Annotated in this window: 13 protein-coding genes; 9 read left to right on the top strand and 4 right to left on the bottom strand. The window is 69.1% G+C overall.

The window, feature by feature from the left end; genetic code table 11:
- Positions 1-2: 2 nt before the first annotated feature.
- The 5 genes from Ssi02_RS27500 to Ssi02_RS27480 are packed head-to-tail and all read left to right on the top strand — an operon-like array spanning position 3 to position 6,696.
- Positions 3-959: an ABC transporter permease gene (locus Ssi02_RS27500; RefSeq protein WP_239129835.1), complete on the top strand. Its 957-nt coding sequence runs from the start codon at positions 3-5 to the stop codon at positions 957-959.
- Positions 956-1,822 carry an ABC transporter permease gene (locus Ssi02_RS27495; RefSeq protein WP_204030481.1) on the top strand — a complete coding sequence of 289 codons (867 nt, stop codon included), beginning with the start codon at positions 956-958 and terminating at the stop codon, positions 1,820-1,822. Before Ssi02_RS27500 ends, Ssi02_RS27495 begins: the two co-directional genes overlap by 4 nt.
- The gene (locus Ssi02_RS27490; protein WP_239129832.1) at positions 1,815-3,590 is read left to right on the top strand and encodes an ABC transporter ATP-binding protein; all 1,776 of its coding nucleotides are present in this window, start codon (positions 1,815-1,817) and stop codon (positions 3,588-3,590) included. The genes Ssi02_RS27495 and Ssi02_RS27490 overlap by 8 nt, the downstream gene beginning before the upstream one ends.
- Positions 3,583-5,070, top strand: coding sequence for an N-acyl-D-amino-acid deacylase family protein (locus tag Ssi02_RS27485; RefSeq protein WP_204030480.1), 1,488 nt, complete (start codon positions 3,583-3,585; stop codon positions 5,068-5,070). Before Ssi02_RS27490 ends, Ssi02_RS27485 begins: the two co-directional genes overlap by 8 nt.
- A 42-nt stretch (positions 5,071-5,112) precedes the next feature.
- Positions 5,113-6,696, top strand: coding sequence for a PucR family transcriptional regulator (locus Ssi02_RS27480; RefSeq protein ID WP_204030479.1), 1,584 nt, complete (start codon positions 5,113-5,115; stop codon positions 6,694-6,696).
- Positions 6,697-6,820: 124 nt separating this feature from the next.
- On the opposite strand, the gene Ssi02_RS27475 is transcribed toward Ssi02_RS27480, so the two are convergent.
- The gene (locus tag Ssi02_RS27475; protein WP_204030478.1) at positions 6,821-7,261 is read right to left on the bottom strand and encodes a MarR family winged helix-turn-helix transcriptional regulator; all 441 of its coding nucleotides are present in this window, start codon (positions 7,259-7,261) and stop codon (positions 6,821-6,823) included.
- A gap of 78 nt (positions 7,262-7,339) precedes the next feature.
- Here Ssi02_RS27475 and Ssi02_RS27470 point away from each other — a divergent pair, with 78 nt between their 5' ends.
- The gene (locus tag Ssi02_RS27470) at positions 7,340-7,849 is read left to right on the top strand and encodes a VOC family protein (protein WP_204030477.1); all 510 of its coding nucleotides are present in this window, start codon (positions 7,340-7,342) and stop codon (positions 7,847-7,849) included.
- A gap of 6 nt (positions 7,850-7,855) precedes the next feature.
- On the opposite strand, the gene Ssi02_RS27465 is transcribed toward Ssi02_RS27470, so the two are convergent.
- On the bottom strand, positions 7,856-9,538 hold the full coding sequence (locus Ssi02_RS27465; RefSeq protein ID WP_204030476.1) for an alpha/beta hydrolase: 1,683 nt from the start codon (positions 9,536-9,538) through the stop codon (positions 7,856-7,858).
- Between the two features lie 929 nt (positions 9,539-10,467).
- On the opposite strand from Ssi02_RS27465, the gene Ssi02_RS27460 reads away from it, so the two are divergent.
- The gene (locus Ssi02_RS27460; protein ID WP_204030475.1) at positions 10,468-10,875 is read left to right on the top strand and encodes a DUF732 domain-containing protein; all 408 of its coding nucleotides are present in this window, start codon (positions 10,468-10,470) and stop codon (positions 10,873-10,875) included.
- Between the two features lie 147 nt (positions 10,876-11,022).
- On the opposite strand, the gene Ssi02_RS27455 is transcribed toward Ssi02_RS27460, so the two are convergent.
- Entirely contained in the window at positions 11,023-11,370 is a 348-nt protein-coding gene (locus Ssi02_RS27455; protein WP_204030474.1) for a winged helix-turn-helix transcriptional regulator, read from the bottom strand.
- Between the two features lie 82 nt (positions 11,371-11,452).
- On the opposite strand from Ssi02_RS27455, the gene Ssi02_RS39430 reads away from it, so the two are divergent.
- Positions 11,453-11,575: a hypothetical protein gene (locus Ssi02_RS39430; protein WP_275410748.1), complete on the top strand. Its 123-nt coding sequence runs from the start codon at positions 11,453-11,455 to the stop codon at positions 11,573-11,575.
- On the opposite strand, the gene Ssi02_RS27450 is transcribed toward Ssi02_RS39430, so the two are convergent.
- Positions 11,557-12,420, bottom strand: coding sequence for a DUF72 domain-containing protein (locus tag Ssi02_RS27450; RefSeq protein ID WP_380659540.1), 864 nt, complete (start codon positions 12,418-12,420; stop codon positions 11,557-11,559). The two genes, Ssi02_RS39430 and Ssi02_RS27450, sit on opposite strands and share 19 nt — an antisense overlap.
- A gap of 214 nt (positions 12,421-12,634) precedes the next feature.
- Here Ssi02_RS27450 and Ssi02_RS27445 point away from each other — a divergent pair.
- A partial coding sequence (locus Ssi02_RS27445; protein ID WP_204030472.1) for a tellurite resistance TerB family protein occupies positions 12,635-13,116 on the top strand: 482 nt, incomplete at its 3' end.

Raw genomic sequence — 13,116 nt, 5'->3', positions numbered from 1 at the left:
CCGTGTCGATCCTCGCCTTCATCGGACGCCGCCTCGCCGCGATGGTGGTGCTCCTCGCGCTCTTGTCGCTGCTCTGTTTCGGTCTGCTCGGGCTCAGCCCGGGCAGTCCGGAGCAGCTCCTGCTCGGCACCCGCCCCTCGACGCCCGAGCTCCGGGCGACGATCCGGGCGGAGTTCCACCTCGACGAGCCCTTCCTCATGCAGTACTGGCATTGGCTGACGGACGCCGTCCGGTTCGACTTCGGCGTCTCGGCGCACACCCAGCAGGAAGTCACCGCCATCATCGGCGAGCGCTTCCACGTCACCGCGCTGCTCGCGGTCTACGGCCTGGTGGTGGCGCTGCTCGTCGCCATCCCGGCCGGCCTCTACGCCGGGGTCAAGCAGGGCAAACCCGGTGACCAGGTCATCACCTTCGGCGCGCTGCTCGCGATCAGCGCCCCGGCGTTCGCGCTCAGTGTGCTCCTGCTCTATGTGTTCGGCGTGGCGCTCAACTGGTTCCCGGTCTTCGGCGCGGGCGAGGGGCTGGCGGAGAACATCTACCACCTCACCCTGCCGGCGATCGCCCTGGCCGCCGGATCCGCCGCACTGATGATCAGGCAGCTCAGAGCCTCCGTGCTGGACGTGACGAACCAGGACTTCATGACCTTCGCCCGGGCACGCGGCCTGTCGCCGGCCCGGATCTGGACCGTCTACCTTCTGCGCAACTCGTGCCTGCCGATGCTCACGATCAGCGGCCTCGTCCTCGCCGGCAGCCTCGCCGGCGCGGTGATCATCGAGCAGAGCTTCGGCCTGGCCGGCCTCGGCAGCCAGCTCATCACCTCGGTGCAGCAGCTCGACATCCCCGTCGTGCAGGCGCTGGCGCTGCTCACCGGCGCCACGGTCATCATCGTCAACCTGCTGGTCGACCTGGCCTACATCGTCATCGACCCCAGGGTCCGCCACCCGAGGAGCGCGGCATGAGCCAGATCGCCGGACAGGCCCCGCCCGCCGCCGCGCCGCGCAAACGCCGCCGTCTCGGGGTGAGCGTGGTGCTGTGCCTCGCCGTACTCATCCCGATCGTGATCTCGGCGGTCTTCGGATCGGCCATTGCCCCGCACGACCCGGCCCTGCAGGATCCCACGCTCGGCGCCCTGGCGCCGAACGGGACCTACTGGCTCGGCACCGACGACCTCGGGCGGGACATCTTCTCCCGGCTCATCGCGGGCGCCTACACCGCCGTGGCGGGCCCCCTGCTGGTGGCTCTCGGCACGACGCTGACCGGCACGGTGATCGGGCTGCTCGCGGCCTATCGGGGCGGGTGGTTCGACACCGTCGCCATGCGCGGCGTCGACCTGATGTACGCGTTGCCGGCCATGCTCGTGCTCATCATCGCGGTGGGCGTGCTCGGCGGCGGCTACTACGTGGCGGTCGTACTGCTGATCTTCCTCACCGTGCCGACCAACATCCGGCTGGTGCGCAGCGCCGCGTTGTCGCAGAAGGAGATGGCATACGTCGAGTCGGCCCGGGTGATGGGCCTGTCGCCGGCGCGCATCATCGGCGTGCACATCCTGCCGAACGTGTCGCCGACCGTCGTCACCAACTTCCTGCTGGACTTCGTCGGCGCGCTCGTCGGCCTGTCCGGACTGTCGTTCCTCGGGCTGGGTGTGCCCGCGGGCACGGCCGACTGGGGGCTGATGCTGGCGGAGAACCGGGCGATCATGGACCTCAACCCGATGGCGATCGTGGCTCCCGCCGCGCTCATCACCCTCACCGCGACCGCGGCCACCGTGCTGGCCGACGCGGCGTACAAGCGGATCTCGCAGGCGGGAGCGCAGCGTGACTGACCTGTCCACAGCCCCGGTGTCCACCGCGACGGACTTGTGCGTCGAAAATCTCTCGATCGGCCTCGGAAGCCGTCCTCTGGTCCGCGATGTGTCGTTCACCATCAAACCCGGGGAGACCATCTGTCTCGTCGGCGAGTCGGGCAGCGGCAAGTCGCTGACCGCGCGCGCCATCGCCGGTCTGCTGCCCGCCGGGTTGTCCGCGACCGGCTCGGTGCGCCTCGACGGCCGCGAGCTCATCGGGCGTCCCGAACGTGAACTGCGCGGCCTGCGCGGGCGCCGGGTCTCCCTGCTTATGCAGGACCCGTTCACCATGCTCAACCCGATGCTCACCGCCGGGGCCACGATCGCGGAGAGCCTGCCACGCTCGCTGAGCCGTACGGCGAAGCGTGCCGAGGTGCTCCGCAGGCTGGCCGAGGTCGGCATCACCGATCCGGCGGCGGCCGACCGCTATCCGTTCCAGCTCTCCGGCGGCATGTGCCAGCGGGTGGCAATGGCGGCGGCCCTGGCCAAGGACCCCGATCTGCTCATCGCCGACGAGCCCACGACCGCTTTGGATGCGAGTGTCCAGAGTGAGGTGCTCAGCCTGCTGATGCGCCTGCGGGACGCCCGCGGCATGAGCCTGCTGCTGATCACCCACGACCTGCGGGTGGCCTTCTCCACCTGTGACCGGGTGCTGGTGATGTATGCGGGTTCGGTTGTGGAGGAGGCCCCCGCCGCCGCTCTCGCCGCTACCCCCGCCCACCCCTACAGCGCCGGACTGCTCACGGCGATGCCGTCGGTCCACGCCCGCCGCGCCAAACTCGTCGGCATCCCCGGCCGGGTGCCCTCGGCGGCCGACGTCGCCGGCCGCTGCGTGTTCGAGGCCCGCTGCCGGCACGCCGTCGAGGAGTGCCGTACGGCCGCGCCGCCTCTTGTCCGGATCGGGGAGGGCCACGCCAGCGCCTGCGCGCGTTATGAGGACATCCGCGCGGTGCTCAACGTCGCCCCGCCGGTCGAGAACGACACCGGCGTCGCCGCCGCGACCACCCACGAGAAGGCGGTGGCCGTCGTCACCGGCCTCGGCAAGGACTACCGGACCCGCGGCCTGCGCAAGAGCGCGACCTCCACGGCGCTGCACGAGGTGTCGCTGAGCATCGGCGCGGGCGAGAGCGTCGGCCTGGTGGGTGAGTCGGGCTCGGGCAAGAGCACACTGGCCCGCTGCCTGCTCGGTCTCACCAAGCCGACCAGGGGCACCATCGCGATCGACGGCGTGGTGCAGTGCGTATTCCAGGACCCCTACACTTCTCTGAACCCCTCCCACACCATCGGCTTCGCGCTGCGTGAGGCCCTGACCAAGCGGGTGCCGGGCAGCGACCCGGTCGACGTCCGAGAGCTCCTGGAACTGGTCGGGCTGCCTTCGGCGTACGCCGAGCGGAGGCCCGTCGCGCTGTCCGGCGGCGAGCGGCAGCGCGTCGCCATCGCCCGCGCCCTGGCGGTCAACCCGGCGCTGCTCATCTGCGACGAGCCGGTGGCGGCGCTGGACGTTTCGGTGCAGGCCCAGGTGCTCGAACTGCTGCGCCGCGTCAACCGCGAGCTCGGCACCAGCCTGCTGTTCATCACCCACGACCTGGCCGTGGTGCGCCAGGTCACCGACCGGCTCGTGGTGCTTTACAAGGGCCGGTTCGTCGAGGAGGGCCCCACCGGCCAGGTGCTCGACAAACCCACGCACGAATACACGCAGATGCTCTTGAACTCGGTCTTGTTCGAAGGGACGGAAAGTAATGCATGACCTGGTGGTCTCCGGCGGCACGGTGCACGACGGCCTGGGGGGACCCGGCCGCGTCGCCGACGTCGCCGTGAACGGCGGCCGTGTCACGGCGGTCGGCACCGGTCTCGGTGCGGCCAGGCGGGTGCTCGACGCCGGCGGTCTGGTGGTCGCCCCCGGTTTCATCGACCCGCACAGCCACTCCGACATGCACGAGGAGTACCCCGCCTCCACCGACCCGATCAAGCTGTTCCAGGGCGTCACCACCGAGATCCTCGGCAACTGCGGCTTCTCCCCACCGGACTTCACCGGCTACATGGACAAGCTGGACGGCACCCCGCTCGTCGCCAACGCGTGTGTGCTCGTGGGGCACAACACGCTGCGCGAGGCCGCCAACGGCATGGGGACGGCGCTGCGGCCCGGCGCGCTTGAGCGCATGTGCGAGGCGGCGGACGAGGCGTTCGCGGCGGGGGCCGTCGGCATCTCAAGCGGCCTCGAATACGCTCCCGGCGCCTATGGCGACACCGGCGAACTCGTCGCCCTGGCCACCGTGGCGCACAAGTGGCGGCGTATCTACACCACGCATATGCGCAACGAGGGCGAGGGGCTCATCGCCGCCGTCGACGAGGCGCTGGAGATCGCACGGCGGGCCAGGGTGCGGCTTCAGGTGTCGCACTGCAAGGCGTCCGGGCCGCGGGCCCACGGCCTGTCCCTGGTCGTGCTCAAGCGGCTGCGCGCCGCCCGCATCGCGGGCATCGACGTCCTGGGCGACATCTATCCGTACACCGCGTGCAGCACCGGACTCGCCGCCGTATTGCCCGCCATCGCTTTGGAAGGCGGGGAGGAGTCGCTGCTCAAGCGCCTCGCCGACCCGGCGGAACGCGCCGCGCTGCGCACGATCGCCGAACACCCGGACGAGTGGTACGGCGCGGGCATCTGGCGGGAGACCACCCCCGAGGACATCCTCATCGTCGAGCACAAGGACGGCTCCCTGCTCGGCCGCACCCTCGGCGACATCGCCGGCGGACGCGACCCGTGGGAGGTGTTGTGCGATGTCGTCGCGGCCGACCCGGAGGCGGCGACGGTGCTCACCACCATGTCGGAGGACGACCTGCTGTCCTTCCTCGCAGACCCGCTCATCGGCGTCGGCAGCGACGGCGGTCTCACCACACCTCTCGGGCATCCGCGCACGTGGGGGACATTCCCCCGCTATCTGGGAAGGTACGTCAGAGACAAGCAGGCGCTGCCCCTGGCGGAAGCCGTACGCCGCATGACGTCGCTGACCGCCACGCATTTCGGGCTCACCGGGCGCGGCTGGATCGGGGTGGGCGGCCATGCCGACCTGTGCGTCTTCGACCCGGCGACGATCGGACACGAGGGCACCTTCACCGAGCCGGGCATCCGCCCGACCGGCGTCCAGCACGTGGTGATGGCGGGGAAGGTCGCCGTGGCGGACGGTGAGTTCGCCGGGGAACGGCACGGACGACTGATCCGCGCCGCCTGACCGGCGACTGCGACCCGCACATCACCAGGAGAGGGGGCACCCGTGGCGGAACCGGAAGCGGCCACACTCGGCATCCTGCTGGAGGCGCTCGGCACCGGCGTCGTGCGCCCCCTCACCGTGCCGCGCGACCTCGGCGTCCTCGTCGGCGAACCTTTGATCTTCGACCGATTCTCCCCCGTCGAGCGGGTCAAGGGCACTGTGCTGCTCGCCGTGGAATACGGCGTGCGCGACCGGGCGACCGTCGAGTTGCTCGGCACCGTCGCCGAGGGCCAGGCGACCGCGGTCGTCGTGAAGAGCCGCGGCGAGGACCCCGCGCCGCTGATCCGGCGCGCCGAGGACCTCGGCGTCACCCTGCTGGAGGCGGCCGACGACATCGGATGGGGGCAGCTCTACTCGCTGATCAGCGCGCTGCGCGCGGTCGGCGCACCCTCCGCCGAGACCTCAGGCCCCGCGCCCGACGACCTTTTCGACCTGGCCAACACCCTCGCGGTGAAGATCGGCGGCGCGGTCGCCGTCGAAGACACCTCGATGCGCATCCTCGCGTATTCCACCGTGCCGGGTCAGTTGATCGACGAGGAGCGGAAGGAGGGCATTCTCGGCCGCCGCGTGCCCGCTCACCCGACCAACGTCGAGGAATACGCGAAGCTCGCCAGGAGCGAGGAGGCCATCTGGTTCTACCGCCCGCAGGAGTCGCTGCCGCGGCTCGCCGCCGGGGTGCGCAGCGGCGGTGAGTTCCTCGGCTCGATCTGGGTCGTGCAAGGCGACCGGCCGCTCGCCCCCGACGCCAAGCTGCTGCTGTCGGAGGCCGCCCGCACCGCCTCGGCCTACCTCGGCCGGCGCCGCCTCGCCGGCGATGTGTCGCGGCGCATGCGCGACGACCGGCTGCGCCGCCTCCTGCGCGGCGACAGCCGCGGCTCGGAGATCGGCGCCCTGCTCGGCCTGCCATCTCAGGCGCGGCTCAACGTCATCGTGCTCGGCTGCGAGGACCAGCGGTGCGAGCGCATCCTGGCCGCCCGCGCCTGCGACCTGCTGGCGGTGACCTGCGCGTCCTACCGGCTCACCGCACTCACCGGCATCGTCGACGACCTGATCTACGCGGTCGTCGTCAAGGAGGCCGCCGAGCCGGCGACCCTGCAGCAACTCGCCACCGACGTCGTCACCCAGGCGGGTAAACGTTTCGGCGCCGGCGAGTGGTATGCCGGCATCGGCGGCGCCGTCACCACGCCCGGGGCGGTGGCGGAGTCCGCCCACCAGGCGGAGGTGACCCTGCGGGTGTTGCGCAGCGGGTTCGGCCACGGCCACGTCGCCACGCGCGCCGAGGTGAACGCGCAGCTCTTCCTGCTGGAGTTGCAGACGCTGCTGCGCACCCGGGCGGAGCTGCCGGGCGAGCCCCTGTCGGCGATCCGCGCCTACGACCACGACCACAACACCGACTACGAGCGCACCCTGCGCGCCTGGTGCGACGCCAACGGCGACATTCCCCGGGCGGCGCAGACGATGAAACTCCACCCCAACACGATGCGTTATCGGCTGCGGCGATTGTCCACGCTGTTCGACGTGGATCTGGACGACCCCGATCAGCGGCTCATCGCGGCACTCCAGCTCCGCCTGACCTCGACGACCTGATCAGGGCTTTCCGCCGCCTGGCTCGGCGTTCTTCTCGTCGGCGATCAGGCGTTCCAGGGGGGTGAGATCCTCGCGGAGGAGGGCCATTGCTATGGGGCAAACGGCCGGCGAGTGAGCCCGCAGGTTAAGAGTCACGCACCGCCGTACAGATCTCTCCAAGCAGCCGGACCTGCTCAGGTGTCAGCGGATCGAACAGAACCTGCCGCACCGCCTCCACATGGCCGGGAGCCGCCGCCTTCAACGCGGCGAACCCGGCATCGGTGAGAATCGCCAGATTCCCCCGCTTATCCCGCGGACACTGAGCCCGGCGCACCCACCCGCGCTCCTCCAGGCGGGCGACGGCGTGCGAAAGACGGCTCTGCGAGCTGTTGACCCTGCCCGCCAGGTCGCTCATGCGCAGCGTGCGCCCCTCGGCCTCGCTCAGCATGGCGAGCACTACGTAATAGGTGTGCGGCATGCCCGAGTCGCGCTGCAACTGGCGGTCGAGCTCCTCCTGGACGCGCTGGGTGGCCGCCAGGAACGCACGCCACACCCGCTGCTCGTCCGACTCCAGCCATCGTGTCACCCCTCGATTGTACTTGAACTCTCAACAATCGGTGGGTTACAGTACTTGAGAGCTCAAGTAACTGCGGAGGAGAACCCCATGCCCGTCCAGCGCCTCAATCACGCCGTCCTCTATGTCCGCGACGTCGAGCGCAGCGTCGCCTTCTACCGCGACGCGCTCGGATTCCGCGTCACCATGGCCCTGCCGGGCGCCGCGTTCCTCCAGGCCGAGGGCTCCAGCAACGATCACGACCTGGGCCTCTTCCAGATCGGCCCCGAGGCCGGGCCCTCGCAGGCCGGCCGTGCCACGGTCGGCCTCTACCACCTGGCCTGGGAGGTCGACACGCTCGACGAGCTTGAGCGCATCGCCGCCAAGCTGACCGAGCTCGACGCGCTCGCCGGAGCCTCCGACCATTCCACGACCAAGGCGCTCTATGCCAAGGACCCCGACGGCCTGGAATTCGAGGTCTCCTGGCTGGTGCCCGCCGCCCAGATCACCGACGAGACGCTCGCGGCCCGCCGCCGCATCCTCCCCCTCGATATCGCCCGCGAAAAGCAGCGGTACGGCGGAAGCACCCGTGGCGGAACCGGCGTCTCCGTTCCCGCCTGACCGCGGTCAGCAGGTCGTCTGCTCGGCCGGCTGGCGACCAGCGATCAGATAGTTGTCCACCGCCCGGTTCACGCAGAAGTCGCCCGTGGCATAAGCGATGTGGCCCTCGCCCTGCCGGGTCACCAGGCTGGACCCCGCGAGCATGTCGTGCACGCTGCGCGCATTGGAGATGGGAGTGGTCGGGTCATTCGTAAAGGACACGATCACGGTCGGCGGAGCACCCGGCGCGTTGACCGGCTCAGGCCGCTGCGTAGTCTGATACGGCCACACGCCACATTGGAGCAGACCCCACGCCGTCTGTTCCCCGAACAGCGGTGAAACCTTCTTGAACCGCTCCACGGCCGCCCTGACCTCGGCAAGGCTCTTGAGCCCTGCGTCGTCCGCGCACGTCACGGCCACGCTGGCGGCGCCGGAGTTGTTCTTGGGCCTGCCGGTCTGGAAGTCACGCCCGGCATAAAGGTCGGCCAGGCGGAGCATGACCACACCGTCGCCCTTGCTCATGTTCGTCAGCGCCCGATTGAGAATCGGCCAGGAATTCCTGCTGTAAAGCGTCGCGATGATGCCGATGACGGCGTCGGACACCCCGAGTTTGCGGCCGCTCTGCGCGGGAAGCAGGTGATCGCGCAGGTTGCCGACCATGCGGACCACGCGGTTGTACCCCTCCTCGGGGTCCTTGCCGGTGGCGCACCCGGGCTGGTTCGCACACCATCGCAGATAGGTGCGGAAGACGCCCTCGAAGCCCTTCACCTGGCCAAGACGGCTTTCCACCGGGTTCTCGCCGGGATTGTCCATGCCGTCGAGCACCATCCGGCCCGTCTGGGGGCCGAACCTCTCAAGGTAGAGGGCTCCGATGCGCGTGCCGTACGACTGGCCGAGATAGGTGAGTTTGACGTCGCCGAAGACCGAGCGGAGCAGGTCGAGGTCCTTGGCGACGTTGACCGTGCCGACGTAGGGCAGCATGGCGCCGGACAACTTCCCGCACTCTCTCGCGTAGCCCTTGGAGTCACGCACGAGCCGCCGCACCTCACGCTCGTTGCGCGGCCAGGTGTTGATCGGCGCGGAGGGGTGATCTCCACAGGTCACAGGGGCCGACTTGCCGATTCCGCGGGGGTCGAATCCCACCACGTCAAAACGCTTGGCGGCCTCCGCGGACACCGGAATCCCGTTGAGCAGCGAATCCACGCCCGATCCACCGGGTCCCCCGGGATTGAAGAAAATCGTGCCAAGACGGTTGGCCTGATCGGTGGCGGGCACCTTCGCGGTCAACAGTTTGATGGTCTTTCCCTCGGGTTTTGCGTAGTCGAGAGGCACTTCCACCCAGGCGCATTGGGCTTTCAGCTGCGGGTTTACGCTTTTCCCGTTCTGGAGCGGCGGGCACGCCTGCCACTTCAAAGGCTGACTGTAGAGGCGTTGCAGGGCCTGTTTCGCGGCCGTCGAGGCGGGATCGGCGCCATGCGGCACTCCCCGCATCCGCCCGTAGGTCGGCACCACAGATGTCGGCCCCGCAGCCGTCGGCGACGCCATGGCGCCGACTGTGCGCGACGGCGCCGTCGCCTTCCCCTGGCCGGGCAGGGTGCGCACCTGCGTGGTGCCGAGCGTCATCGGTGGCGGCCCGCAGGCCGACACCCCTAGGGCGGCCGCCAGCAGCGCCACCCCCGTTACGGTCCATGCCGTTGCCCTCTCAACCATCACGCCCCCTCTGTGATGTATTGACTACCTAGAGTAGTTCGACCACTTTTGCCGGGTCTCATCCGGGGTGCGAATCCTCGGCAAAACCGGTGAACCTAAGTGACATGTGGGGCGTCATACTTAGCAGGGAGGCCCAACGATGACGCAGACCCTCGAAGGCCTTACCGATGCGGAGCTCCGCCTGGAACTCGTTCTGGTGTGGGCGCTGCATGAGGAGGCCGAACGGCTAGCCGCCGAATAAAGACGGGCCCCAGCTCCATCGAGGGTGGAGCTGGGGTTGGGGGGACCCGCTTTCCCAATAAGGCTCTCAGCCTGCGGTCAGATAATTTGCCGGTCCTCTACGAGTGGCACACCGTCTCGATACTCGACGCGCCGGCGGCACTACCTGCGGGAAAGAGCGGCTGTGCATGCCGCAAAACTGCATGCGCACCCCCTCGCTAGGACAGGAACCATACGAAGGGCATATCGTCCAGTTTGTGACAGATAGATATCCCACAACGCCCCCCGGGGAGCCGGAAGAGCCCACCATCAACTACGGGCGGCAGATCCCGCCCCCTCCTCCGGGCCACCAGCCCGGCCACGGCGCACAACCCGGCTATGGCGGGCAGCCCAGCTATGGCGGACAAGGCCATGGTGGACAGAGTCAAGGTGGACATCCCAGCTACGGCGGACAATCCCCCGCTTCGTACCCACCCCCGTACGGCTCCGCCCCCCAGCAGCAGCCTCCTCACGGCGGGCAGACCTGGCCCCAGCAGCCGCCACCGCATGCTCCGCACGGGTATGGGCAGCCCGGCGGACAGTGGCCGCACCAGCAGCCGACCCAACAGTGGCCGCATCAGCAGGGGCCGACCCAGCAGTGGGCGCCGGCGCCACGGCCCCCGCGAAAGCGCGGTCCGGTCATCCTGATCTCCGCCGCCGTGGCGATCGGCTTGATCGCCATCGTGGGCAGCCTCGTCTATCTGCTCAACAGCGAAGAGCAAAAACCCACGGTCGCCGGCGTGGTCCCCACGGCGGGCCTCGGCTCTCCCCCACCCTCCGTGGCCGCCCCCGTGCCCGACGTTCCGGTCCCCAGCACCCCCGGCGGCTTCGACCCCGAGCAGATCTTCCTCCAGGCCATCCAGACCAACTCGAACCTCAAGAGCGCCGACCAGACGCGAGTGCTGGAGGTCGGACGGTCCATGTGCACCGCCCTCGACGCCGGCAGACCCGCCAGGGAGGTCATATTCGGCGGCAGCCGGGACTTCACCATCACCGACTCCGGTTTCATCTTCGGCGCCGCCGTCGTCGCCCTATGCCCCAGACACGAGGGAAAGCTCAGCCAGTTGGGCGTCAGCTAGGCGGACAGTTCATAGGGAATCGTCGAAGGGATGCCCCGGACCGCCCCCGGCGCATCCACTCACGATGTGGTCAAAAAGCCGGGGTATTCCGCGGGTAAATGTATGCCCCGCAATTGAAGGCGCGGCGCGGCCTGCGCGCCCCCGGTATCAGCCCACGGGCTGATAGGAGTCCCCGAGGACGTGCGTGCGTCCCCAGGCACCGAGGGGTTCCAACGCCTCGTTGAGCGAAAAACCTCGCGAGGTGAGTGAGTATTCGACCCGAGGGGGAACCTCTTCGTACTCCTCGCGGTGCACAAGGCCGTCGGCCTCCATCTCCCGTAGATGTGAGGCGAGCACCTTCTCCGTCACCCCCGGCAGCATTCTGCGCAGCTCGCCGAAGCGGCACGCACGCTCATTCAACGCCCACAGAATCAGCACCTTCCACTTGCCGCCGATCAGATCCATCGCCGCGTCGATGCCGCACTCATAGCTCCCCGGCCGCCGTGCGGTCGCCATATGCCACCCCTCCTGCCTGCTCGCTCACGCATTCCCAAGTGCGTACCTGTCGGACTCGTGGCCTGCGACCAGCCTATTCGCCGTGGACGATCCTCAACCCGCCCTGCTCGGCCTCGGGACGATGGGAGCCGTCCTCGGCCGCCTGGACGACGAGGGTGTCGTCGATCTGCTCGTTCAGAACAACGGTCAGAACAGCGTGGGCTGATCCGGTGGCTGCTCCACCGGAACCGGTTCGGGCAGGGGTTCGAGGCCGGGCACGCGGACGCGCACCTCCTCGTGAAAACGACGTGCGAGCTCCAGCGCCTGGCTGTTGTCGGGAGTGTGGATGAACACCGTCGGGGAACGCCCCTCTCGCAACCAGTGGGTCACCGTCTCCACCCAAGGCCGCCACCCCGCGACCGTGCGGCCGGTGTCGTCCCTGCCCATGTAGCGAACGATCGGACGGTCGGTGAGAGCCGCCGTCCGGCGCGGCACGCGGGGTTTCTTCACCCACGCATCCCGCTCGGCGTCGGTCGTCGGCGGGGTCTCGAAGAAGGCGACCGTGTCGAACGGCACCCATTCCGCTCCGACGCCGCCCAGCACCTGGGAGAGAAAACCCTCGGCCCGCTTCTCCTCGAAGAACGCGCGGTGCCGCACCTCCACGGCGCTGCGGTAATCCCGCGGCAGGCGGCGGAGAAACGCCGCCAGAGAGCCTAGGTCGGTCGGTGTGAAAGACCCCGGCAGTTGCACCCAGAGCGCGGCGATACGCGGCCCGAGAGGTTCCATCGCCGCCAGAAAGGCCCGGAGTTCCTCGTCGGCGCCGTGCAGGCGCCGCTCGTGGGTAATCGTCTTGGGTAACTTCACCACGAAACGAAAGTCGGGTGACGTCTGCTCGGCCCACGTCTCCACGGTGTTCCGCGTGGGCGTCGCGTAGAAGGTCGTGTTGCCCTCCACCGCGTTGCACCAGGACGAATACGCGCGGAGGCGCTCACCGGGCGGAAGCGGATGCGGCAGGAAACGCCCCTGCCACGGGGTGTGTGACCACATCGCGCATCCCACATGAAGCCGCATGCCCCGACGTTATCCAACCTCGGCCGGAGAAATGACCACGGCGAGGCTCCCGCCGTACCGGACCGGTCCCTCGGCTCCTGGCCAGCCCACACGAACAAAGCCGCCGGGTAGCCCGGATCACCGCTCGGTGATCCGGGTGCCTGTCTAGTGATTACCTTGAACCACTCAGCCGACGATGAAGCACAGGAGATCGCCCCGGGAGCAGGGAGCATCGATGAACGCGCGAACAATCGGCGGCGAGTGGCTGTTCAAGTACTACTGGTCCTTCGACACCGTGCCCGCCGCCTCGGACTTCGAGCAATATGCCAAGGCCGTGATGATCTGCGCGAGCGGCGACGGCTCCGTCACCCCCGGCGAACGCTCGTGGATCATGGGCTATTTCGCCGCTCTGGGCTGCACCGAAGACCTCCTCGACCTGCTCGCCACCTACACCGCCGACGAACCCATCGAAGCGGTCCTGGCCCAGAGCAAACCGGTCAACGTCTCCACCCGCGCCCTCATCTACGACGCCATCCGCGCCTGCGCGGCCGACGGCGCCCTGCACCCGGAGGAAATCGCCCGCATCCGCCACATGAACCACGTGCTCGGTCTCCCCGGCCAAGTCGTCGACGACTGGCTCGCCTACCACACCGAGGAGGACGACATCCGCCTCCGCCGCGTGGAAATGACCTGGCCCGACCCCGACGACAAGCCCTA

Origin of the sequence: Sinosporangium siamense, from assembly GCF_016863435.1 — a bacterium.
GTDB lineage: Bacteria > Actinomycetota > Actinomycetes > Streptosporangiales > Streptosporangiaceae > Sinosporangium > Sinosporangium siamense.
Note: the sequence above shows the minus strand (reverse complement) of the source record. Positions and strands in the feature narration are given on the sequence as shown.